This is a genomic window from Ralstonia sp. PBBBR1, from assembly GCF_002256165.1.
GTDB lineage: Bacteria > Pseudomonadota > Gammaproteobacteria > Burkholderiales > Burkholderiaceae > Ralstonia > Ralstonia thomasii.
This window is the reverse complement of the sequence record NZ_NKIL01000018.1, coordinates 30,758-51,525: the sequence shown is the minus strand read 5'-3', so window position 1 is coordinate 51,525 and position 20,768 is coordinate 30,758. Positions and strand designations below refer to the sequence as shown.

The 20,768-nt window shown below is 62.0% G+C and carries 25 protein-coding genes; 3 read left to right on the top strand and 22 right to left on the bottom strand.

Annotated elements, in window-relative coordinates; translation table 11 throughout:
* Window positions 1-407 precede the first annotated feature (407 nt).
* Entirely contained in the window at window positions 408-2,129 is a 1,722-nt protein-coding gene (locus CFE42_RS23570) for a type IV secretion system DNA-binding domain-containing protein (RefSeq protein WP_225694743.1), read from the top strand.
* A 473-nt stretch (window positions 2,130-2,602) separates the two neighbouring features.
* On the opposite strand, the gene CFE42_RS23565 is transcribed toward CFE42_RS23570, so the two are convergent.
* From CFE42_RS23565 to CFE42_RS23545, 5 genes are all read right to left on the bottom strand, one after another.
* Entirely contained in the window at window positions 2,603-3,406 is an 804-nt protein-coding gene (locus tag CFE42_RS23565; protein WP_004636921.1) for a DUF4942 domain-containing protein, read from the bottom strand.
* 11 nt (window positions 3,407-3,417) lie between these two features.
* Window positions 3,418-3,642, bottom strand: coding sequence for a hypothetical protein (locus tag CFE42_RS23560; protein WP_004636923.1), 225 nt, complete (start codon window positions 3,640-3,642; stop codon window positions 3,418-3,420).
* 63 nt (window positions 3,643-3,705) lie between these two features.
* Window positions 3,706-3,939: a hypothetical protein gene (locus CFE42_RS23555; RefSeq protein WP_004636925.1), complete on the bottom strand. Its 234-nt coding sequence runs from the start codon at window positions 3,937-3,939 to the stop codon at window positions 3,706-3,708.
* A gap of 97 nt (window positions 3,940-4,036) precedes the next feature.
* Window positions 4,037-5,908: a ParB N-terminal domain-containing protein gene (locus tag CFE42_RS23550; protein WP_009242025.1), complete on the bottom strand. Its 1,872-nt coding sequence runs from the start codon at window positions 5,906-5,908 to the stop codon at window positions 4,037-4,039.
* Window positions 5,909-5,973: 65 nt separating this feature from the next.
* The gene (locus CFE42_RS23545) at window positions 5,974-6,801 is read right to left on the bottom strand and encodes a DUF932 domain-containing protein (RefSeq protein WP_009242026.1); all 828 of its coding nucleotides are present in this window, start codon (window positions 6,799-6,801) and stop codon (window positions 5,974-5,976) included.
* 770 nt (window positions 6,802-7,571) lie between these two features.
* Here CFE42_RS23545 and CFE42_RS23540 point away from each other — a divergent pair.
* Window positions 7,572-8,012 carry a hypothetical protein gene (locus CFE42_RS23540; RefSeq protein ID WP_004636209.1) on the top strand — a complete coding sequence of 147 codons (441 nt, stop codon included), beginning with the start codon at window positions 7,572-7,574 and terminating at the stop codon, window positions 8,010-8,012.
* 197 nt (window positions 8,013-8,209) lie between these two features.
* Window positions 8,210-8,416, top strand: coding sequence for a hypothetical protein (locus CFE42_RS23535; RefSeq protein ID WP_009242029.1), 207 nt, complete (start codon window positions 8,210-8,212; stop codon window positions 8,414-8,416).
* Between the two features lie 104 nt (window positions 8,417-8,520).
* Here CFE42_RS23535 and CFE42_RS23530 read toward each other — a convergent pair whose 3' ends face one another.
* The 17 genes from CFE42_RS23530 to CFE42_RS23450 form a co-directional block, all read right to left on the bottom strand.
* Window positions 8,521-8,868: a hypothetical protein gene (locus CFE42_RS23530; protein ID WP_009242030.1), complete on the bottom strand. Its 348-nt coding sequence runs from the start codon at window positions 8,866-8,868 to the stop codon at window positions 8,521-8,523.
* Between the two features lie 25 nt (window positions 8,869-8,893).
* A complete protein-coding gene (locus tag CFE42_RS23525) occupies window positions 8,894-9,127 on the bottom strand; it encodes a hypothetical protein (RefSeq protein WP_004636214.1) in 234 nt (77 codons plus the stop codon).
* 56 nt (window positions 9,128-9,183) lie between these two features.
* Complete coding sequence (locus tag CFE42_RS23520; RefSeq protein WP_009242031.1) at window positions 9,184-9,393, bottom strand: DUF3717 domain-containing protein; 210 nt, start codon at window positions 9,391-9,393, stop codon at window positions 9,184-9,186.
* Window positions 9,390-9,692 carry a hypothetical protein gene (locus CFE42_RS23515; protein ID WP_041668849.1) on the bottom strand — a complete coding sequence of 101 codons (303 nt, stop codon included), beginning with the start codon at window positions 9,690-9,692 and terminating at the stop codon, window positions 9,390-9,392. Before CFE42_RS23515 ends, CFE42_RS23520 begins: the two co-directional genes overlap by 4 nt.
* A gap of 10 nt (window positions 9,693-9,702) precedes the next feature.
* A complete protein-coding gene (locus tag CFE42_RS23510) occupies window positions 9,703-10,269 on the bottom strand; it encodes a phospholipase D family protein (protein WP_009242032.1) in 567 nt (188 codons plus the stop codon).
* Window positions 10,266-10,502 carry a hypothetical protein gene (locus tag CFE42_RS23505; protein ID WP_223293337.1) on the bottom strand — a complete coding sequence of 79 codons (237 nt, stop codon included), beginning with the start codon at window positions 10,500-10,502 and terminating at the stop codon, window positions 10,266-10,268. Before CFE42_RS23505 ends, CFE42_RS23510 begins: the two co-directional genes overlap by 4 nt.
* Window positions 10,503-10,512: 10 nt before the next feature.
* Entirely contained in the window at window positions 10,513-10,761 is a 249-nt protein-coding gene (locus tag CFE42_RS23500) for a DUF2274 domain-containing protein (protein WP_004636222.1), read from the bottom strand.
* Window positions 10,758-12,011 carry a conjugal transfer protein TraB gene (locus tag CFE42_RS23495; RefSeq protein WP_009242033.1) on the bottom strand — a complete coding sequence of 418 codons (1,254 nt, stop codon included), beginning with the start codon at window positions 12,009-12,011 and terminating at the stop codon, window positions 10,758-10,760. The genes CFE42_RS23500 and CFE42_RS23495 overlap by 4 nt, the downstream gene beginning before the upstream one ends.
* A gap of 6 nt (window positions 12,012-12,017) precedes the next feature.
* Window positions 12,018-12,428: a TrbG/VirB9 family P-type conjugative transfer protein gene (locus CFE42_RS23490; protein ID WP_009242034.1), complete on the bottom strand. Its 411-nt coding sequence runs from the start codon at window positions 12,426-12,428 to the stop codon at window positions 12,018-12,020.
* Window positions 12,425-13,318 (bottom strand): TrbI/VirB10 family protein, encoded by an 894-nt coding sequence (locus tag CFE42_RS23485; RefSeq protein WP_287289784.1) that lies wholly within the window; start codon window positions 13,316-13,318, stop codon window positions 12,425-12,427. Before CFE42_RS23485 ends, CFE42_RS23490 begins: the two co-directional genes overlap by 4 nt.
* 449 nt (window positions 13,319-13,767) lie before the next feature.
* Window positions 13,768-14,721: a TrbG/VirB9 family P-type conjugative transfer protein gene (locus tag CFE42_RS23480; protein WP_009242036.1), complete on the bottom strand. Its 954-nt coding sequence runs from the start codon at window positions 14,719-14,721 to the stop codon at window positions 13,768-13,770.
* On the bottom strand, window positions 14,718-15,446 hold the full coding sequence (locus tag CFE42_RS23475; protein WP_009242037.1) for a VirB8/TrbF family protein: 729 nt from the start codon (window positions 15,444-15,446) through the stop codon (window positions 14,718-14,720). The genes CFE42_RS23480 and CFE42_RS23475 overlap by 4 nt, the downstream gene beginning before the upstream one ends.
* The gene (locus tag CFE42_RS23470; RefSeq protein ID WP_004636233.1) at window positions 15,446-16,462 is read right to left on the bottom strand and encodes a type IV secretion system protein; all 1,017 of its coding nucleotides are present in this window, start codon (window positions 16,460-16,462) and stop codon (window positions 15,446-15,448) included. The genes CFE42_RS23475 and CFE42_RS23470 overlap by 1 nt, the downstream gene beginning before the upstream one ends.
* Before the next feature lie 4 nt (window positions 16,463-16,466).
* Complete coding sequence (locus tag CFE42_RS23465) at window positions 16,467-16,799, bottom strand: hypothetical protein (RefSeq protein ID WP_009242038.1); 333 nt, start codon at window positions 16,797-16,799, stop codon at window positions 16,467-16,469.
* Between the two features lie 35 nt (window positions 16,800-16,834).
* Window positions 16,835-17,746: a hypothetical protein gene (locus CFE42_RS23460; RefSeq protein ID WP_004636237.1), complete on the bottom strand. Its 912-nt coding sequence runs from the start codon at window positions 17,744-17,746 to the stop codon at window positions 16,835-16,837.
* Window positions 17,739-20,417, bottom strand: a complete 2,679-nt coding sequence (locus CFE42_RS23455) for a VirB4 family type IV secretion system protein (RefSeq protein WP_009242039.1) — start codon at window positions 20,415-20,417, stop codon at window positions 17,739-17,741. The genes CFE42_RS23460 and CFE42_RS23455 overlap by 8 nt, the downstream gene beginning before the upstream one ends.
* Window positions 20,411-20,767, bottom strand: coding sequence for a VirB3 family type IV secretion system protein (locus CFE42_RS23450; protein ID WP_004636240.1), 357 nt, complete (start codon window positions 20,765-20,767; stop codon window positions 20,411-20,413). Before CFE42_RS23450 ends, CFE42_RS23455 begins: the two co-directional genes overlap by 7 nt.
* Between the last annotated feature and the right edge of the window lies 1 nt (window position 20,768).

Sequence of the window (20,768 nt, the reverse complement as noted above, 5' to 3'; positions counted from 1 at the left end):
CAAATCAGTCCCGCCGTATGGACTGATTGCAGTACAGCAGTGGGCGCCTCGGCGCCGAAAAGTCAACCCGGCAGCAATCAGGCCGGTGGGAATGGCAGCGATGTTTTCGCTGTCGGCAAACAGTGGTCCGGCGCTACCGCGTCGTGCTCGCTGTGGCAATCCGGGCGTTGACCTGGAGAGTCAGTTGTCAAACGGGCCACAAGCCCGCGTCAGGGTCGATGGTGTGGGAAACCATCGTCTTGCAGTACGGCCGTAGACCGTTATCTACCCGGTCCAGTGGTGATGCCCTATGGCGGATCTGCTGTGCTCTATTTGCAGTTGACTGGCCTAAACCAGAGGGGGATTTCCCCCTCTGGTTTCACCGTTTTCTAACAAGATGAGGTAGACGTATGCTCGGACACCTTGGAATGCACGCATGGGTCGGCAAGGCAATCATGGCCCTGCTGGCGTGGTCGAGTCCGTGGTATTGGGTCGTGCTCGCCGTGGCGTTGGCCACGGTCGGACTGCTGCATCCCGTGCCGTGGACATTGAAGGACGACGAGGACTCATTCGTCGCTCATCTTGTGTTGTGGGTCCGCAAAGCGGCGGCATACACCGCGCTTTGGGGCATCTTGGCGATACCGTTGTTGGTGTATTGCAGCTTCGTTCTCTCGGCTGACACGTCTTCTGGGCAAGCGTCTAGCGTGTTCCTGGAGTGGGGCGCTGATCGTCTGGGCCGCTACTGGATGATGGTCGCGGGAGCGTTCGTGGTTGGCCTGGCGCTGCGTTTCCTGTGGGACCGCTACGCTGTTCCAGTGCTTTCAAAGTATTGGCGATCGCTTCGCATCGAGCAGGAGACTGACAAGTTGGTCGATGCACGGGAGGAAGTCGCCACGCTCAAGGCGAAGGAGTTCAAGCCGGAAGATTACTTTGTCGACGGCAAAATCTTCTACGGCTTGGACGATGATGGCCAGCCGATTTACTTCGATTTGGACAGGTTCCGCACGACGCACCACGCCATCCTCGGCCCGACGAACTATGGCAAGGGCATCGTGCTGCAGAGCATCTTCAAGCAGTGCATCCGGTTTGGTTTCGGCATTTTTTACGTCGATCCGAAGGGCGACAACTGGCTGCCCTACCTGCTGCAGAACGAAGCGAAGGCGGCCGGCCGCCGCTTCGTCTATCTCGATTTGAATCCGGAAGGGCGTGGCGTTTGGCATCCGTTCCTGGGCGGCGCATTCCGCCAACGACGCACGCGCATCGTGCGCGCGTTCAACCTGGAATCTTTCGGCACGGACGCCGATGTGCACAAGGCGAAGGAGCGCGGGCTGCTCGATGACGCGCTCGAAGGCACTGACGGCACGATCAAATCGCTGTTGGAATACGTGAAAAAGAACGCCGAAACAGGGCGCGACAACCTGTCGACCTTGCGCGATTCCTTGCGTGAATGGTCGCGTGTCGACACGTTCTCACAGTCCGTGAAGCGCAAAGGCCATTCGATCGAACAGTGCCTGATGAACAACGCGATTGTGTATGTGCGTGGTGACCTGGCCGACCCGGTGATTAAGGCCGCGACCAAGGCATACATATCGGAGCTGGTGACGGAAATTAAGCGGCTCGATGCAACGCGGCCGGCGCACGTTGTGCTCGGCATTGACGAGCTGAAGTTCCTGGCCTGCGCGGAAATCAATGAGGCGCTGGCCACGATCCGACAGCACCAGTGCAACATGCTGCTGGCCGCGCAGTCGATTGCGAACCTGGAAGCACCGGACGACAAGCGGCTCGATGGTAAGGCGCTGGCACGGGAATTCGAGGTCAACACGCCGATCAAGTTCGTTTACCGCGCTGCTGACGAGCGCACTGCCGAGTGGGCGGAAAACCTGTCGGCGGGGCAATGGCTCAATGTGGTGCAACGCGAGCAGACGAAGGCGAACAAACACGGGGGCGAGCAGTGGGAAGCGAATCGGACGGTTGGCAAGGAGGAACAGCCGGTCGTTTCGCGCAACACGTTGCTGAATCTGCCTGAGCGCATCGCCATTGCTTACATGCCAGGCCGGATTGCTTCCAAGCTGTACACCTGCCACACGCAAATTGACAACAGTGTCGCATCGTGGAAAAAGCCGGAGGAAGACACGACGATGGCGGCATAGCAACCAGGCGGCTCGCCAGGTGCGCATGCACCTGGTGCGCGGCGCCGCCGGCGGTGCGCATGGTTCGGTGCCGGCACAGCCGGCGCTGAACCGGGCGAGCCGCGCGCCTCTGTCTCTGCCATGGCCGCACCTGGTGGCCACCGTCAGAAATATCCCGTTCCGCACGCCAGTTGCGCGATAGTGCGGCTGGCAACGGCGATGGCTTCTAGCGTCTTCCTGGAATATGAACGAACAAAGGGCGGGAACCGAAAGGTTCCCGCCCTTTGTTTTGGCCTGGCGCCGCACGCCCGGCGCGGCCGCAAGGCGGAGGCGCCGGGTTGGGGCACCGCAGGTGCCACGAGCTGGGGCGCCGGCGGCCGCCGGCGTCTCAGCTGGGCGGCCGCGCGATCCAGGCATGACGGCTGCCTGATCCTACGGCGGCACCTCGGGCGGTCGCGTTTCAAAGGGACATACGAAATCGAGCGCAAAGCCCATCACCGCCTCCGCTCGGCCGCGAGCGCGGCCGGGTAGTGCTTGGCCAAGATGAGATTGAGCTTGTCCACCAGATCGGGCCGCTTGAACGTGGCATGCCCGTTCCCGTTCTTGAACCAGCGCAAATGCAGATAGGCGTTTTCGGCTTCTCTGCGCCTTTCGTGCCGCGCGCCGGAAATCAGCGCGTGCATGCCGTTCCTGTGGTCCGCTTCGGGCTGGCCGTCGAGCACGTGGAAGACGCGCATCAGATCGTCCAGTTCGTTCGTCGCGCGGCTGCCTGCATAGCCGCCTGTCATCAGGCCCGTCACGATGACCCGCTTGCCGAACTTGAATGGCTGATTGGTTTTGTAGTCCCAAGAAAGTCGGCGGAAGCATTGCAGGACGCCGCGCTCGAACATGTCGCCGCGCGCCTCGTAGAGTTGACCGAACGTCGCCTCGATGTTGGCGGCGGTCAGTTCAGGCACCTCGCCCTCGGCAATCTGTTTTGCCCACGTATCGCGGGCCGTGGCATCCATCAAGGTGCGCAGCCCGGACTCCTGAAGCAGGTAATTCCAGCCCTCGGCGTCGATGGTGTGCAGGATGCAGGTTTCCGCCTCGTCACGCTTCGCGTAGTCGCCCGTCACGCACACGGTGCCGCGCCTCGAATAGCTGTTGTCAATGACGAGGCGCGGAAAGCCGATATGCGCGCCGCTGGCCAGCTTCTGGGCCTCGCCCAGCAGGTCCAGCGCTTGGCGCACACGTTCCACCACTGCCGCGCGCTGGCTCGCCAGATTGGCGATGCTGACGCTCTTTACCAAGTCGCTCATGATGGGTCTCGCTAGATCGTGGCTGCGGTCTTGTAGTCGGGATGAAAAATGCCGACGCTGTACGCGAGCGAATCGCGCGCACGGCACACAGCCTGGTCATGGTTGCCGCGCGCCATCAGGTCGCGCGCATCGAGCAGGCACAGTGCGGCGCTGCTTTGCATGGCCGCCGTCGTGGTTTCCAGGTTTCGCGCGGCGAGGTTGATTGCGCGGGTAGCATCGTCTTGGGACTTGAGCATGGTGTTTCCCTGCGGTGATGGGGCAGATGACAGCCCCGGCACGCTGGCCGGGGCCAGAGACGTTCAGCATTGCCAGTTCGCGCGCAAGCCGCGCCAGTCTCGGGCCACAAAGCCCGTGGCCGACTCCAGCGCGGCGGCCACGGCTTCGGCGCGTTGGTCCGTCGAGTGGCGGCGGATCGCTGCGGCAAACTCGGGCAAGGTCAGCCGGGAACCCCAGCGCACGAGGTAGCCGCATGCTGTGATGGCGTGGCGGATCAGTTCGTTTTTGTCGGACTTGGCTGCGGTGGTCTTGGTCATGATTGGTCTTCAATAGATTGTGGCTTGCGTGGTCCGAGCCCTCGGCTCGGACCACCTTTGTCGGGTTGCCCGCGCGAGCGGGCGGGGCCGTCTTTTTCTAAGGCGTAGCGCTGGCTTGCAGGACGGAGGGCAGCCAGCGCTTGCCCGCGAGCGCGCGCGCGGCGGCCTCCACCATTTGCCCCTTCTTCATCGCGGCGAGCGGTGCCGCCTCGGCGGCACCGACGCCTTCCGTGACTGCGGCCAGCACTTGTGCCTTGGGCACGTGCGACAAGTAGCTCTCGGTGGTGGCTTCCCACCAGTCGGCCATGTCGAGCGCGACGGATTGCGCGATCACATCGGTTTCGTGCTCGCCCGCGCGCGGCTGGATGCCGTTCACTGTCACGGCAGTGCAGAAGGCCAGCAGCGACAGCAGTTCGTCGCGCGGCATCGCCAGAAGCACCGGCCACAGCGCATCGAGTTCTTCCGGCAGGCGGGTCTTCCAAGCTTCGCTTGCGGCCTCGATCTGCTGCCACGCGCGCGAGGTTTCGATGCTGGCATCAGCCTGTGTGACGGTGTAGCGCATGTCGGTGGTGCGCACGCCGACCGCGTTGGCACGCCAATAGCGTTCCGACCACAGCGACGAAACCAGCCCATAAGCGAGCGTGGCGAGCGCAACATCGGTGCGCTCGATCAGCACCGCCTGCAGGGCCGTGGTGCGTTGTGCGGTCAGGGCGCGGGTGAGCTTTTCTGAAAGGGTGGGTGCGGGTGCAGCGTCGGTGCCGTCACCGTCACCGGATGCGGCGCGCGTGGCGGCGCGCTCGATCTTGGCAGCGGCCTTGCGGTCTTCCGGCTTGATCGCGCCGCGCAGAATCTTGACGGTGTTGTGCTGGAAGAGAACGACAACGCCCGCAAGACTCTTGTCGGCCACGACCTGCATCTGGTCGCTCAGGTCGCTCAATTCGCTTTCGATCTTGTCCCACTCGTCAGACAGCGCCGCATACGCCTCGGATTCTTCCTCGCCTCGTTCCTCCATGCTGCCCATGTCGCGCTCGATCTTGGCTTTGCGGGTATCCAGCTTCTTGATCGCGGCGGCTTCCTTCTTGGTCGGTTCGCGCAGGGTTGTCGGAGCGTGGCCGAAAGCGTCCATATCGCTGTAGCTCGGATTCAGCAGCGCCAGCGCCCATGCCCAGCCCTCGGCGGTGCGGATCGCCTCGGCCTCTGCGCCCATCTTGCCCAGCGCCATATCCCGCACGAGCGCACCGTCAAGCCAGTAGGCAGCGGACTGGAACAAGTCCACCTGCATGCGCCCACCCGCAGCGAGATAGGCATCCTTGCCGACATAGGCGGCGAGGGGGCTGTCCGAGCGCACGGTGTCCTGTCCGAGCAGCGCGCGGCGCAGCTTTTCCGGCGTGCGCTCATGGTGAGGCTGAAACTTCCACACCTGTTCTTGCGCCGCGTGATCGTCCGTGACGGTCATAGCCATCAGTTGTTCAAGCGACATATCGTCAGCGCGATAGGCGGCGATCAGCGCGGGCGACACCTTGGCCAGCTTCAGGCGCCGCTCCACGACAGCGGGCGTGACGCCGTAGCGCGCTGCCACGTCCTCGATGCTGGTGCCGGCGTCCACCATCCTGCGGAAGGCTTCATATTCGTCGGCGGGGTGCATGTCTTCGCGCTCGATGTTCTCCGCCGTGGACAGTTCCAGTGCCTCCGCTTCGCTCTCCGCCAGCAGGCACAGCACTTCATGATCGGCATCGATCGCGCCTTGATCGCGCAGCAGTTCCAGAGCGGCGCGGCGCCGACGCCCTGCGGCGACGGGATAGCAGGTCTTGCGGCCCTTTTTGACTTCGGTGACGACCAGCGGGTGCATGAGGCCATGCACGCGGATAGTCGCGGCAAGCGCCGGGATGTTCGGCAGTTCGCCGGTGCGCACGTTGGCGTCGGAATCGACAAGGCAGGACAGGGGGACGGTAATCAGGTTGCGTTGCATGATGGGTATCCAATGAGAGAAGAGGGAAAGCGGCCAGCGCCCGCCCGGGCGCTGGCCGCGATGGGCTAGGCCTTGAGCTTGCGCATTTCCTCAGCGAGCACCCACAGGGCGCGATTGAGCTTGACGCCCTGGTCAATGCCGTTCACGGCGCGCGTGGTGGTGCGCTTGCCGGTCGCATTGCGACCGCGCACACCGCCCTTGATGATGTTTTCTTGCACGCGGTTGAACGTGGTCCACAGGTCGGGCGCGCGATCATCCATGCGGCGGACGCTCAGCAGGTCGGTATCGGTGATGGGAGCGGGTGCCACGGTTTCGTCGTAGCGCAGGGCGAGCGCGGCACGCGCGAAAGCCTGCTGCTCGCCGCCGTTGAGCGTGAGCGCCTTCATGCCGTCGCGCTGCGTGTCCACAGCCTCGAACGTATCGAGCACGGTGAATGCGCCCTCGATGACTTGATCGATCACGTTGCCCTTGTGCGGGATACGGATGTCCGCGAAGTCGTCGCCAACCACCAAGCCGTTAGAGCAGATGAAGCGATGAACACCGGCCCGCATCTGGTAGGCGCTCGATCCATCGTGGCTGTTGAGCAGGACGATTTCGTTTACCTCTTGCCCCACGTCGACCACGTGGTCGACATGGCGCAGGCGCAACAGGTGTTTGGTGTGCTCGCGCTTGCCATCGTCGCGCACGCGGGTCTGCATTGCCATGTACGGCTGAAAACCTTCCTTGCGCAGGCCGTTCAGCACGTCGATGGTGGGAATGTAGGTATACCGATCGGAGCGGCTTTCGTGCTTGCCGTCCGCGAAGATGGAGGGCGCAACGCGGCGGATGTCGTCATCGGCCAGCGGGGTCTTGGAGCGCACGACGTTGGCATTGCGCAGCGACAGGTAAGACATGGTGAATCTCCTTTAGAGGTTGTTGAGAGCGATCCTCTCGCTCGGACCTTCCTCGCTCCCGCCCCTGGGGGCGGGCGGGGGGTGGGGAGATAAGCCCCTTCCCTCACGGGAAGGGGTTGGGGAAGGGTGGGGTGATGGCAGCGTGAGACACAGCCTGTCGGCCGCGTCGTCAAAGCATCCCCCCACAAGTCCCCCTCACCCCAGGTGCGGGGGTTGTGGGGGGATGCAGACGCGGCTGACGGGCTGTGTGCTGCCGGTTTTCGAGGGGGCCGAGAAGCGGCCGACGTGACAGTGCGCGTAGCGCGCTGGCGCGGCGGATGCCGGCACCCTCGCGCGGCGTGGCAAGGGCCGTGACAGGACAAGCCAGACACGTGACAGTGCGCAGCGCTGGCGCGGGTCTGGCCCTGGCGCGGTCGTTGCTGCCGCTCGTCGGACTGCGCTCCTGGAAGGAGCGCCACAACAGGGGGTGCACCGCTGGCTGGCCAGCGGAAGCGTCAGGGATGGAAGCCCGCCACTGGCGGGGCGAGACAGGCACAGCCTGGCTCGATGCGCAGCACGAGAGCCCGGCCCGAAGCGAAGCGCAGGGAGACGCCCAGGGTGGCAATTGACGGCCAGGCTGCAGACGGAAAACGACGCAGCATCACCAGCAAAAAAATACCTGTTTGCTCCGCAAAATCGCAGGCATAGAATGGCCCGGTGTTGATCGACGTTCTGCCATTCGCGGGGCGTCGATTGACGCTCCCGAGTGGCCTTTTTCATTGGAGGCCATCATGTTGTCTGCAAACCTTATCCCTGAAGTCGAGCTGAACCTGTCTTGCCTGTCTGAAGGGCCTGATTTTCGCCCTGAGAGCAGCGAGGCATATGGCTCCTGGATCATGAAGGGCGCAATACAGATCGGCAGAGGAGCTGGTGCGATCTGGGCTGTTCTGGACGCGCTTCCGAGTCATCCAGACGCAGCTTGGTCGATGACGCTGTACACCAGAAAAGGCACGTGTGTGGGATCGCTTTGGTGCAATGCGAAAACGCACAATTGCCAGGGGCGTCTTTGGATGATCTCGGATGCCTACCCTGCGCTGATGTTGCACTGGTGGTTCAGACTGCCGGCCTGGATACAACGGCTGAGCCGCTTGCATCGAGCTGGCTACGAGCTGAAGCTGATGGGGTGCTATTGGTTGGACGGCAGAATCACTATGAAACCCAGCTGGGAATAATGGTGAGAAGTCGTCAGGCAGCAAGCGGGAAAGGCTTTTTAGCCGCGCGAACGGGGAGGGTGAAAACCTTCCCCGTTTTTCTTGTGACATCTCCAAAACGCCGGTTGTAAAATGACCAGGCATTGATCGACGTTTCGCCATTCGCGGGGCGTCGATCGACGCTCCCGGATGGCTCCACTCAACTTTGGAGATCCATCATGACTCAGACGTATGGTTTGCTGGCCAAGCAGTGGTGTAACAAGCGACTGCCGTTGCGGGTTCTCAAGTCGAACGCCGGGTATTACATTGGCACGGCTGACGAAGACGGCCCATGCTCGCGCGAGTCTGTGGAATATTTCCGCACACAAGCGACGGCACAACAGGCGCTCGACGACGGTGCTTGGACGCAAAAAGAAACGCCGTGAGACACACGGGAATCGGCTCCTATAGCCAACGCAGCACCAAAGCGAGAGGGTTCACCCCTCTCGCTTTTTTCTTGCCGCCGGCGCGCCGGCGCAAGCCTGCGTGGTCACTTCTTCTTGATGAGCGAGCGCAACGCCGCGATGCGGGCCCGGGCGGTGTCTGCGCTGGTCAGCGCAAGGTCGCTCGGGATCGCGATGCCGAGTGCTTTGGCCACGTTGGACACGTAGGGCCGGCGTTGGCCAGCGAGCTGCGCGACGGCGGCCTCGATGGCAGCGTCGCCGACCTGTTCGCGCAACCAGGCGAGGGATCGCCGGTCACGATCGTTGGCGACGATGACGCCAGACCCATCAACGCCGGCCTGCAGGCCGGCGTTGATGGGGGGCGTGTCAGCTGCTGCCGCCACTCGCCCGCCTGCTGGCGGACGCCCTGAAACATCGTCGTCAATTGTTTCCATGGGAAACCCGAAATTTCACCAGCGCTTACGGCAGGAACACCATACCTGGATTGTCGGTAAGCGGAATATCGGAATCGGCCACGACCCGCACCTCTCGGCCGAAGATTTCCGCAAATGCCGTCTGAAGCGAGTACCGCGTGCAGTCGAGATCCCCGTGCGCATTCATGTGCGGACCATCCTTCAACGTGATCTCGGCCAGCACTTCATCTGTAGCGTCTTTTGCTTTGATAAAGATTTTTGTGGTGTTGCCGGTTGTCATCATCCGTCTCCTTTGCCGGCCAGGCCGGCTCATTCTTGAGTCGCTGCCGTTGAGAATCACTGCGTGCCCAGCGCAGCGGTCAGCGCTTCCACCTGGCCAACGGTGAGATCCGCCAGCGCGACGTGCGCGCGGCCGTCATAGATCATCAGGCCGTAGATGCAGGCGAGGGCCCGGGCTTGCGCGTTCAAGGCGAACTCACCGCCAGGCTCTGCTGCACGCCAGTAGTTGATGGCTTGCTCGATCTGCGAGATGGTGTACGTAGTCATATCGCCCCTTGACGTTTCAATGCATTAGAAATGCGTTCCTTTGCGATGGCGCATATCGGATCATTGACATAGCGAGACTCAAGGAACGCCTTGATTTGAATACTCGAAAAATCCGCCCAAGGATGTTCGCAGACAAGGTTCGCGTTGTAATCCTTCAGCACAGGCCACGCAACGGTTGCCATTACTGCTACGAAGGCTGCTCCTACGATAAGTCGAAGGATTCTCTCAGTACGACCTGTCGTCATAAGCCACGCGACAAACGCGAGAAGGGTTGCGCCAATGAGAAATAGAAGAAGCATGTCGTTGCCTTCAACGATCTGAATACGGCATTGATTGCGCGTGCAGCTGCAGGAATGCCTGCGCATAGAGCTGCGCGAGCTGAGGGTTGCCGCGAAACACATTCCAATTTTCGGAATTCCTCTCGTCGCCGGCGCGCGTGAAATTCATGCTGCCCAGGCCCACGATGTTGTCGTCGATAACGACGGTCTTCTGGTGCATGCGAGGATGCGTCCAGTCGATCCGCACGTGCACGCCGGCGTGCACCAGGTAGGTTGCCACGCTGTAGGACGAACGAACGTTCTCCTGGTCAAGCACCACGCGCACGTCGACATGCCGGCGCGGATCTGCAGCTTGCGCAAGCGCGCGGGCGATGCGTGGGTGCGTGAACTCGTAGCCGGCAAGCCACACGCGCGTGTGGGCCGCCTCGATGGACCGCGCGATCGCGTCGGCGGCACCGCCGGCCGGCGAGAAATAGACGGTGACGGTGCCGGTGTTCTGCAGCGAGACGCCTTCTGCATAGCTGCCGATCGGAGACAGTGCAACAGTGCTGGCCAGCACCAGGCCGGGCACAAACGAGGGTAGGCGGCGCGGCGTCATTTCATGGCTCCGGCGTTGAGTGGATGGAGCAGCGCGCTCACGTCCGCCTGGCAGTTCATAAGCACCTTGACACCCTTGTGGATGGCCAGCGCGCAGAATTCCGGTTCTGGAATCTGCGCCGTTTGTGCCGCCTCTCGCATTCGCCTGTAGTCATCAGGATGCATTTCAAGCGTGACCGTGATCCGCTGCATGTTGTGGCCTGTCCATTCGGTATCAGTCGTCTGGTGCGTCACATCAGGAAACCTAGATTTCGAGCTTGATGCCGCGTGTTTCGGCCCATGCGGCAAACGCCTTGTCGCGGCGCAGGTGCTGACGCAGGATGTATTCGCCGATGTCATCCATGGATAGTTCGGCTTCGTTCATCTCCCGATAGGCATCCTGGTAATGCAGCAGCGCGGCATGCAAGCCCGCTGGAATAGTCAACTTGAGCGTGGCGTGCTGCGGAACCGGCTTGGCGACGGGCAGCATGAGGCGAGCTTTCTTTTCAGTCATGGTTTTGCGTTGAGGGTGGGTGAGTTGGGCACGTTGACGGCGCGCAGAAGCGGAACGCCGGCAATGCGTGCAATAGAAGAAATGCTTTGACGCTGAATCTCGCCAACGGCCAGGCCGTCGTCAAACCAGTTGTTGGCAAGGCCGAGCAGCACATCCGGGCGAACCAGGAACAGGCGCCAGTGCGGCCAGAACAGGAAGTCTTCGTAGCAGATGGAAAACGCCGCACGGTGGCCATCGATGGTGAGGAAGTCTTGGCTAAGGTCACCTAGAACGGCGCTCAGGGGCGCCATGGGCCGCCACAGGCCTGCCGGCACCGGCTGGCGGCTGTCGAATCGGCCATCGCCAGCGCCGAGCACGATGGCGCTGTCAGCGTAGCGGCGGGGTGATTCCGAAACGAGCAGGTCAACACCCATGACGAGTGTTTGCCTTGAGTCCTTGAGTTGAGTAAGTGAGCTATCCCACCAGAACTGCGTAGAGTCCCGCCACAGACCGGTCATTTCTTCCGGCAAGACGACCACGCGCGCGCCGGCGTCGAACGCCTTGCGTGCGGCGAGCTGCAACGCTTCGGAGCGCGCATAGAGGGCTGCATAGCTGGCCTGGTCGAGCTGGCCCATTGCCGTATTGACCGCGACCCAGCCCGCCGGCGGCCGTGGAAGCGCCTCGGATGAGGCCACAGGAGCAACCAGGAGCACCAACGCAGCGCCGAGCGCGGCGGGCCGACGCACAGGGAACAGCCACAAGGGATAGCACGCCAGCCCGGCTAAAACGAGAACGGCATACACCAGGCTGTAGATGCCGGCACCCGGGAGCAAGACGCTGGCGACATGCAACGGCGAGACCCAGCCGACGATGCCGATGGGTGGCACGGTCGATACCAGCAGCGCCAACGCCGCGCGCCACCAGAGGCCGCGTTGACGCGATGCCGGCGCCGGCTTGAGCACCATCCATGGCATTGCAAGCACGCAGGCCTGGGCGATCCAGAACGCGACGCCGACGGCGAGTGCCGGCGTCGCACCCAGTTCGCCGTGGACCGAGAAAAACCGGGCGCATACGACCGGGATGTCACGAGCGGCCACCAGGTAGTAGCCGGCCCACATCGTGCCCGCTGCAACTCGGCCCGGGCTTGCCGCCCAGAGCACCGGCAGCGCAAGCAGCACGATCACCCAGTTGCCGGGATACCAGGCGGCGAACGCGATGCCAGCACCGGCCGCGGCGTAGGCGAGAGCTGAGAGCAACGTTTTGGCCTGCATGCTGGCTTACTGGTCTTGTGACGCCGCTGCGCCCGTGGTCTTGACCGGCGCGGCAGCGCCGCGCAACACCACCTGTGGCACACCATCCACGTACCACCTCGTTGCCCGAGCTTCCTGGTTGCCCGCGCGGAAGATCAGCACATTGGCCTGATAGCTGATGACGATGTATGGATAGCTGCGGCGCCAGCTGAGAAGTGCGGTGCCGTTGGGCGTCTCAGTGAGGATGGCGGGCACGTGCGCCGGATCATCGAATTGAACGTAGATGTACTGGCCATCGTCGAAGACCTGGAACGGTTTCACCATGTCGGCGCCGCTGGTGGTCCAGCCGAAGTTGTACGCATTCGGAGCCGCGAATGCGCTGGCGGGCAGAACGGCGGCGAGCATCAGCGCGCAAATGAAGCGAACAAAGGATTTCATTGGTAGCACTCCCCAGCAACGGTATTAGGTGGAATTCGGATAGGCGCTTTGGTGATGAAAACAAGCTTCTGGCCAGGATCGAGCCGCAATGTCGGCTGGATGTTGGAGTTGCGCTGCAGGATCGTCTGCGTGGTCTGCGAAACCGCCTGTCCAGCAGCGGAGGTCAAGCCGGTGGCACCGCCGCCGCCATTGATATTGAGCGTCGTGCCGGTTGGCTGGCTTTGATTGCGGCCGATGTATTGAGCGATGCCGGCAATCAGGAACGTGGAGCCGAAAATCTTGAAGAAGTGATTGTTGACGTCGGCTGACACGCCGGCTTCACCGTTCGGATCGGCTCCGTTCAACCCATCGAGCACCATCGATGCGCCGTTACGGAAGATCATGAGCGCGGCGCCCATCTGCATACGCTCCTGTCCGATCGCTACGTCGCTATTGCTCGCCCCGACGATCCGAGTGCCTTTTGCGATCAATCGGCATGAGCCATTGATGCTGTCGTAGATGTCCCGGTCGACGGTCGCGCTGTACTGCCCGGGCATGTCGCTGTTGACGCCTTGGTTGAGCACAACCGGGATGGGCGTGCCGGGCATAACCATGAACGGCGATTCGGCGGCTTGCGGGGTCAACGTTGCGCTCTGGCCTTGGTTCGTCTGCTGTCCCTGCCACGCGACGTGACGCGCGTTCGTTGCGGAACCGGGCGTGTTCTGGCTCTGGCTGTTGGCCGCCGCAAGCGCGGCGAGCTGCGCTTGAATGGCAGGTGTCCCAGCTTCACCAGGCGCGGTACGTTTGTCGGCCTGTTGACGCTGCAGCGACGCGATGTAATCGGAAATCGGATTGGTGCCGGCACTGGCTGCAGCGCCTTGCTCGCGATCGCCATAGGACACCACCGCCATGGTGTCGGTCTCCTGGGAGGCTCGCTGCAGCGCAAGACGCTGCTCCGGGGTCAGCCCTTCCTGGGAACCAGGCGCACCCGCCGGCACGCCGGCCGGCGCGGATGCGCCGCCTACCATGCCGTTCGGCACAGGGCCGGATGGCGGCGTCTTCGGCGCCGCCGGCGCCGCGGGTGCCGGATGCTCCGTTTGTGCGCGCGTGAATTGATTCTCCAGCTTCTGAGCAAGCGCATCTCCCGAAGCCGGCTGTTCCTTCGCCAGTTGTTCGAGCTGTTCGCGCCGTGCCCGTTGGTCGGCCGTTTCACGCGGGTGCGTGAAATAGCGCACAAACACGATCGACAGAATCGTGGCACCGAAGAAAATGGAGATCGTCTTGGCCAGCCCCCGTCGCACACGAACGCGCGGGGCAGGCTCATTGGTCATGGGGGCCGCATTGCGGTCAGGCGTGGCCATCAAGCGCCCCCATCGATGTTCTTCACAGGCTTCGTATCGCAGCTGAAGAAACCACAGCCTGACCCCTTGCCATTGAAGATCCGCACCTCGTCCTTGCCTCGCTTGAGCAGCGCGCCGTACGTGACAACCTCCTGGATCTGGTACATGTCGTTGCCGAGCGGAATCACGCGCGCCATTTCACCCTGGCCATCCTTGTCCAGGATGAACACGGCCGACAGCTTGGCGTCGTGCGGCAGTTGGTAATACGTCATGCGGCCATCGTCGAACACCATCACCGGCTTGAACTCGGCGTTGCCCTCGATGCGGTAGTTCGTGTTCATGCGCGTCGCGTCGATGCGCGGGCTCCCCGTTTTCGAGCCTCCCGCTTCTGGGCGACCTGGTACACCAGGCGTAGCCGGAATTTCGAAACCGAATACGGTCGGACTTGCGCCGACACCATCGCCCAACGTGTCTGTGTATTGCCAACTCACACGTTGATATGCCGGGCCGTCGTCACCCGAGCACAGTTGAAGCTCGTAGCGTCGTTTCGACGTGATGATCGTCGCGGCCGCGCGCTGTCCAGCTGCAGCCGGCACGATGAAGAGGTCGCGCTTGGTGACCGATGGCATCGTTGGCCAGAGCTTCTTGTTTCGGTCGCCGAGTGTGAACGACACCAACGTCTCGTCGTCACCCAGCACCAGGTGCGTCTGCTGATTGGGCCGCATCGGAATCGGATATGTGTAATCCGCGTCGTAGGCGTAGGTCGCAAGCGTCGGGTCTTGCTGCTCAGCAAAGGGGCCGAAAGCAGAAGACTTGGCGCAGGGCGACGCCGCGCGAGCTGCCGGCGCAACCTTCGACATGCGGCCGAACTCGCCCTGGGGGCGAGGAGCGGCTGCAGGGACATCGGCATAGACCGATGCGGCATGCGTTGCCATCGCAGCAATGATGAGAATGGCGCGAGGTAGCGTCTTCATTTCGTCGATCCTGGGGTAATGCCGGTGTACGGAGTAATGGACAGGCCCGTGATGCGCATGCCGATCGGGTTGTCCTTCCTGTCTTCCGGCTTGAGTTGTTGCGGCGCGGTGAGGAAGTTGATGGTGAGCAGCTTCTGCTTGGGCGTCTGGCGAACGCCGGCAATGCTCTCGGTCAGAGTGACGATCATGTAGGCGATGTTGCCGTCGGCCGAGAACGATATGGAGTTGTCTTCGAACTGACGGGTCAGCCCGGGCGTGTTGACGACGCGCTGGGCCACCGGATCGGTTTCAGTGATGTAGGTGTCGAGCTCCTTGGTTGCGGCACCGGAGGTCCACGTGCGTGCAAGCGGGATCTGTCGCTTCAGGGTGTCTTGCGCATCCAGGTTGATCGTGAATACGCGGGTAGCCCACTTGCGCAGGAAATAGGCGTTGTTGTCGGCGGTCGGGGTGAACGCCTCGGCGTATTTCTCGCTGTAGTAGACGGCACCGCTTTGCTTGTCGCGTTCGACGAAATAGGGCTTCGGGCCAGAGTTATCGCTAATTCTGACGATCGCGACGGTCTGCCCGATGGAGATAGCCGCGAACACAATGGCGACTTTCGTTGCCAGGTGCTTGTCGAGAATTGGTTTCTGAAACGCAGCAAACCATCCACGGACGCCCTGGCCAGTTCCGGGCGGCGGAGTAATTTGCATTTCAGGGGTGGATCTGGAGGAGAAAAGTTTCATCAGGATGCTCCGTTACCTTGTGCCATCTTCGAAATAGCGCCTTTGCCAAAGCCCTTGAGCGAAGCTCCGCCGCCGCCGGCGTACGTGCTGGCGATTGCCGGGACCTGCCACATCAAGAACGCGCCGATCGAGGCGACGAGGGCGAGGGCGATCAGGGCCAGATAGGCCGTGTTGTAGTAGATCTCGCTGCCGACGCCGTTGGTCGCGGCGACCTTCTGCAGCAAGGCATTGAAGCCAGGCACAACGCCCTTCATGACGAGGCCCATCATGATCCAGGCGATGACCTTGTAGAGGCCTGCGCCAATGACGGCTCTCAACCAGTTCTCGAAGAGAAATTCCGTTGGCGGGAAGACGAACCAGGGCACAAGAATGGGACCAAGGCAAAAGGCGATGTGAAGCAGGATCGAGCCCATTTGCACGACCACAACGAAGATCAGCACGCAGAGCACCATGGCGATCAGAGCGATGGCCTTTGCGAGAAGCGTGAGCAGCACAACTGGCAACGTTTTGAAGGCTGTCCAGAAACTGGTGTTGTCCAATGCGTTGTCGTTGACGTCATGACAATCCTGGTGGCTGGTGCCAGTAGGAATGCCGCCGTCCAGCGTGTAATCCGGGACATCGGTACAGACTGTGTGCGATTGGGTGCGCGTGCCGGACATGACCGTCTGGATGGCGCCGACCAGGGTGTTGGCGAGCGTATTCGAGTCGGCACTGCCACCGGCGACGCGATCGGCCATGGTTTGCATGTTGCTCACGAAGTAGCTGTGCACCGTGCCTGACCAGGTGGTGAGGATCAGGAGGAGTACCGCGACCTTGACGACGTGGCGCAACATCATCGAGAAGTAGTTCGGAAAATCACCATCGAGCAGCCACAGCAAGGTGTGCCAGGTCGCGACGATCAATCCAAGCGCCGCAAGCAAGTCGATGCCGTCAGAAACAAAGAGGTTTTCGAGAGATGAGCCCGCACTTTGTACGGCGGCGAACAGTTGGTTGATTGTGCTGAGGATGTCATCCATAGCGTTAATCCAGGACTCCGGTTGCGTAGAGGGTTCCCATCACCAGCGCGGCCGGCACGGCGACGATGGCGGCGGCCAGGATCTGAGGCGATTCCGCTTGCACAACGAGAATGGCGTAGACCATCGACAGGCGCGCTGAGCGGCGCACACGCGCGTCCTTGACGCGGTGGCGAGGCTGCAGCGCGCCACGTTGAAACAGATTGGAGAAACGCAACGGTGGCGTCCGCTCCTGGGCGGTCGCGTGCTGCGCTGCCAGGTACGCGCGCACGACGCGGATCACGCACCGCAATTCGGCACGTGATCGACAGAGTTGGAGGATGAGCCACCGTATCAGCATGGTGAAGTCGTGTTCTTTATGAGAGTCAGAAGGGGTTATTGATCGCGCGGCAGTTGGAATGCCGGGGCGTTCTGGATCATGGTTTGTTCCTTCGTATTGATGTCCGCAGCCTGTGCCGAGCGAGCTTTGAGCAGCTGTGCCACGTTGTCGCGGTTCTGCGACTGGTCCGCCTTGTCTTGCATCTGCATGGCGACTTGTCGCTGCATGAGGGCATGCAGATCGATCATTTCGCCGGCCAGGACGTTGGTTTGCTGATTCAGCATCTGCAGCCCCTGAACGTTGCCGGTGACGCCTGGGATCTTGGATTGGATGCTTTGCAGGTTCTGAGCACGTTTGGCCAGCGAGCTGATGGCATTCAAGTCCTGGTTGAGTTGTGCCCGGTACACGCCGCCTTGCGATTTCGCGAGTGACGACAGCGCCGACAGCCACTGCGACGGCTTCAAGTTGGCCGAGCTCATGTCCGACATGGCATTGCTGAACAACTGGCTGGTGGACTGGGCCGCTTGTTGCAGGTCCGTCACGGCCGAGTAGAGGGACCGGAAGTTGTCGAGCTGCTGGGTGTAGGGCGCGATGGTCTCGTTGATGAGCTCGCCCGGCACCTGGGCGAGGTTTTGCAGCCGGGTGATTTGCGCCTGGATGTTCTGCTCGACCATCTGGGCTTGCTGGGCAACCGAGGACACCAGTTCGGCGTTGTTGAGCAACTGCGTAATCTCGGTCGCGCCGCCGAAGCCAGCCACGCTGCCGGCGAATGCTGAAGCTGACGTGCAGAGCGCGAGCGCTGCGGCCGCGCGCTTCGCCGTGCGGGCAATACGCGAGGCCTTGACTGCATTCACCTCAGCGGAGGTCAAGCTGAGTTCTTCGTACTGCTTCCGGGTTTCGGGTTCGAGTGCCTTGGGGGCAGCAAATACGCGCACCTCGATGTCATTGCGAATGAAGGTCTTATGCATGGCGGTCCTCGTCGTCTAGGTTGAGTTTGTCGGCTTCGATCTGTGCAGTGGCCTCCTCGATGTAGCGCTCCTTCCAGTCCGGCTCCCCGGAACGCATATGCCGATCGAAGAGGATCTGCGCCTGCAGTTCGGAGCGCAGGATGGCCTCCGTGCGCGGAGGCAGGGGAACTGAGACGCTGCGGGAGATCCCGCCGTCCTCGGTAATGAAGTAGTCGCGCTTGGCTTTGAGCTTCTTGATCGCGTCCTGCTGGGTCTGCGTGAGACCAAACTTTTCCTCGTAAGCCTTCTTGGTATCCGGCTTGAAATCCTTGACGGGCACGAAGACGCGGATCAGAACGTTGTCGCGGATGGCGGGCCAAATCGGTGAGTTGGCGACTTGTTCGGGGGTCTGTGCGTCCATCCAAACGCAACCGAGCAGCTTGCGCATGGTCACGATCCATTCACCGATCTGCTTGGCGAACTGGTTGTCATCGAGCAGCGACCAGATTTCCGGGAGCATGACGACGGTTGGCGCGATGACCCCGCGCAACCGGCGTTGCTCGATTTCGTCCTGAATACGGTAGGTCGCGTAGGAGAGGAACGGGCGCGCAACGGCGTGATCCTTGAGGACCTTGTCCGTTGCAATCGAGGTCCACTGCGTGTCGTCGAAACCGTCTTGTTCGTTATCGAAGTAGAGCGCGTCGACCGCCTCGCCCACCCACTGGTCAAGCTCGTTTTTCAGCGGGCCATTGGGCAGGGAGGCGTGCACGAACCGCAGACGCCAGAATTGAGGGTCGCGCGTAGCAGCTGCGCGTATCGCCTTCTCGATGGCTTTTCGATCGTCCGTGGTGGGCCGATAGCCTCGCTGGCTGGCCAGCAGCACGGTCCAGTCGACCAGGAACTTGAGATGGCGGAGATGACCCAGCAGAACATAGGGATTGCAGGTTGCCCGCTCCTCTTCGGCCACGGTGTTGGCATCGGCCGCAAATTGCAGATAGCGCCCACCCTGCAGGACAGTCGGAATGCGCATCGACAAATTCATGTCGAAGCCGATCAGCCGCGCGTTCGGATATTTCCGGAACAGTGTCGCGCACAGCAACATGAAGATGGTCTTGCCGAAGCCCGAGCGGCCACAGATGAGCATGTGGCCAAGGTCCATCAGGTAGGCGGTAAACCAGAAAGGCGTACCGTATTCGGTGGTAAACGCCGCCAGCGCCGGAATCCGTGTGCGCATCTGCTTGGACAGATGCGCATTGAACATTGAGCCGCGCGAGACGCCGCGCAGCGGCAGCAAGCGGGAAACGGCTTCGGTGTCGAGAAATGCCCAGCGCGCGCACTCGCGCCACATACCCGGAATGGTGGTCGCAAACGCCGACATGGCGTGCAGAGTCTCGCGCACCGGTATGAACTGGGCTGCGCGCAGAACGTCTTCCACGGCGTTGTGTGTCGCCACGGCTTTCTTGTAGGCCTGCTCGCCGGCAAGACCCTTCGAGGCCGGCGTTTCCTCGAACACGGGCGAGTATGCAATGACGGTGAAGTTGTAGAAGCCGTAGATCTCCTCAAGCATTTCGACCTTGCCGGCGCGTGTGTTCGCCTCTTCGGCGGCCTTCAGGCGCGTTTTGTTCTGGCGCCCTGGCTTGGCGTCCATATCAGTCCCGCGCAGGGTCGCCGCGAGCAGCTGGCGCACATCGAAGCGCTGGCCTTCGTGGTACTTGCGGATACTGTCGATGAAACGCTTTGCTGCGCTGGGTGACGACACACGGAAGCAGTGGCTGATGGTGAGCTCACCCTTGATCTTCAGGAGGTCGTCCAGGGTCTTGGGCGACGCATTGCTTGGCCAGTAGTCCCGCTTCCCCGGAATCCCCGTTGCAATGCCGTATCGCTGGCGCCCGTTCGAGTAGAAGTGCAGGTAGTCGTGGCCCGGCGTAATTTCCGTGTCGCACATCGCCTGGTCGAGTGCCGGCGTTTCCGGGATGTCCAGTTCAGTGATGTGATCGCTTGGCGGGGAGCAAACCGCGTGCATAAATCCGCCGAGGCGCTTGCCGGCCAGACGCCGCATTTTGATGTGCGGGTTGTCGGCAGCGAAGCCGTGCAGGATAGATTCAAAGGTTTCAACAGCTGCCTCCAGTTCGGACTGCGTGTAGGCGAACTGGTACTGGTCGGAAAACGTGGCGCGCACGGCCTCCCAGAGCGCGCTCGGGATCGACAGGTCGTCATGCGTAACGCCATGCATGACGCGCGAGGCGAATGCGTCGAGCCCGACCTGGGGAAGAAGCGAGAACGTGACGAAATGCCGGTTGACGTAGTTGCCTTCGGCCAAGAAATTCGCGTGCCGATCGTCGTCGACCATCTGCGCAACCTTGTCCGGCATGGGCAGGGTGACATAGCGCGAATCCAAGCGCCGATGGACCGTCCACCAGAGCGAGATGGGATAGCGCGACAGGTTGCCCAGGCTGGCGGCGACGTGCTCGTAAAGTTCACGCATCACCGTCATGGAAATGCTGTTGGAATCAGGTGCCGTGAATTCAAAGGACACCATCAAGGCTGAATCCTTGTTGGCGATCATGAAATCGCTGTACTTGAATAGCCACGGCACGAGCTCAGCGGTCGATCGCCTCCGGCCTGCTAGGCGTTCCTCGATCTGTGTGAGCGATTCTCGGTCGAACGGCGAGAGCGTAGGGTTGTTCAGCACAGTTCACCTCGCGCGAAGCCCTTGGGGCGAGCATTACGTGTCTGGCGAAGCATCGGCCGCGGCTCGTAGAAGTCGCCCTGTTTGCTGTAGCGCAAATAGCAGTTGAATTGGTCAGGATCGCGTTTCGTCGCGAGCCACAGGATCAGATGCGTCGGCGGGAGCGCCAGCAGGACCCACGGATTGCGCAGGCCTACGGCGGTGAATATGAGGATGGCGAGCTCGCCGGCGCAGAGCTTCCTGTCAATGCCCCCCATCAGGAACTTTTCGAGCATGGTCTTGCGGATGGGCACGGACAGGGAGTCGGCGGGCGTATCCGCCGCCGGCGTGCCGGCTTCGATCGCGGTCGTCATG

What these genes read in the sequence shown, in the direction of transcription:
- CFE42_RS23570 (WP_225694743.1), top strand. Translation starts at nt 408, where the DNA reads ATGCACGCATGGGTCGGCAAGGCAATCATGGCCCTGCTGGCGTGGTCG.
- CFE42_RS23565 (WP_004636921.1), bottom strand. Translation starts at nt 3,406, where the DNA reads ATGAGCGACTTGGTAAAGAGCGTCAGCATCGCCAATCTGGCGAGCCAG.
- CFE42_RS23560 (WP_004636923.1), bottom strand. Translation starts at nt 3,642, where the DNA reads ATGCTCAAGTCCCAAGACGATGCTACCCGCGCAATCAACCTCGCCGCG.
- CFE42_RS23555 (WP_004636925.1), bottom strand. Translation starts at nt 3,939, where the DNA reads ATGACCAAGACCACCGCAGCCAAGTCCGACAAAAACGAACTGATCCGC.
- CFE42_RS23550 (WP_009242025.1), bottom strand. Translation starts at nt 5,908, where the DNA reads ATGCAACGCAACCTGATTACCGTCCCCCTGTCCTGCCTTGTCGATTCC.
- CFE42_RS23545 (WP_009242026.1), bottom strand. Translation starts at nt 6,801, where the DNA reads ATGTCTTACCTGTCGCTGCGCAATGCCAACGTCGTGCGCTCCAAGACC.
- CFE42_RS23540 (WP_004636209.1), top strand. Translation starts at nt 7,572, where the DNA reads ATGTTGTCTGCAAACCTTATCCCTGAAGTCGAGCTGAACCTGTCTTGC.
- CFE42_RS23535 (WP_009242029.1), top strand. Translation starts at nt 8,210, where the DNA reads ATGACTCAGACGTATGGTTTGCTGGCCAAGCAGTGGTGTAACAAGCGA.
- CFE42_RS23530 (WP_009242030.1), bottom strand. Translation starts at nt 8,868, where the DNA reads ATGGAAACAATTGACGACGATGTTTCAGGGCGTCCGCCAGCAGGCGGG.
- CFE42_RS23525 (WP_004636214.1), bottom strand. Translation starts at nt 9,127, where the DNA reads ATGACAACCGGCAACACCACAAAAATCTTTATCAAAGCAAAAGACGCT.
- CFE42_RS23520 (WP_009242031.1), bottom strand. Translation starts at nt 9,393, where the DNA reads ATGACTACGTACACCATCTCGCAGATCGAGCAAGCCATCAACTACTGG.
- CFE42_RS23515 (WP_041668849.1), bottom strand. Translation starts at nt 9,692, where the DNA reads ATGCTTCTTCTATTTCTCATTGGCGCAACCCTTCTCGCGTTTGTCGCG.
- CFE42_RS23510 (WP_009242032.1), bottom strand. Translation starts at nt 10,269, where the DNA reads ATGACGCCGCGCCGCCTACCCTCGTTTGTGCCCGGCCTGGTGCTGGCC.
- CFE42_RS23500 (WP_004636222.1), bottom strand. Translation starts at nt 10,761, where the DNA reads ATGACTGAAAAGAAAGCTCGCCTCATGCTGCCCGTCGCCAAGCCGGTT.
- CFE42_RS23495 (WP_009242033.1), bottom strand. Translation starts at nt 12,011, where the DNA reads ATGCAGGCCAAAACGTTGCTCTCAGCTCTCGCCTACGCCGCGGCCGGT.
- CFE42_RS23490 (WP_009242034.1), bottom strand. Translation starts at nt 12,428, where the DNA reads ATGAAATCCTTTGTTCGCTTCATTTGCGCGCTGATGCTCGCCGCCGTT.
- CFE42_RS23485 (WP_287289784.1), bottom strand. Translation starts at nt 13,318, where the DNA reads ATGGCGGTGGTGTCCTATGGCGATCGCGAGCAAGGCGCTGCAGCCAGT.
- CFE42_RS23480 (WP_009242036.1), bottom strand. Translation starts at nt 14,721, where the DNA reads ATGAAGACGCTACCTCGCGCCATTCTCATCATTGCTGCGATGGCAACG.
- CFE42_RS23475 (WP_009242037.1), bottom strand. Translation starts at nt 15,446, where the DNA reads ATGAAACTTTTCTCCTCCAGATCCACCCCTGAAATGCAAATTACTCCG.
- CFE42_RS23470 (WP_004636233.1), bottom strand. Translation starts at nt 16,462, where the DNA reads ATGGATGACATCCTCAGCACAATCAACCAACTGTTCGCCGCCGTACAA.
- CFE42_RS23465 (WP_009242038.1), bottom strand. Translation starts at nt 16,799, where the DNA reads ATGCTGATACGGTGGCTCATCCTCCAACTCTGTCGATCACGTGCCGAA.
- CFE42_RS23460 (WP_004636237.1), bottom strand. Translation starts at nt 17,746, where the DNA reads ATGCATAAGACCTTCATTCGCAATGACATCGAGGTGCGCGTATTTGCT.
- CFE42_RS23450 (WP_004636240.1), bottom strand. Translation starts at nt 20,767, where the DNA reads ATGACGACCGCGATCGAAGCCGGCACGCCGGCGGCGGATACGCCCGCC.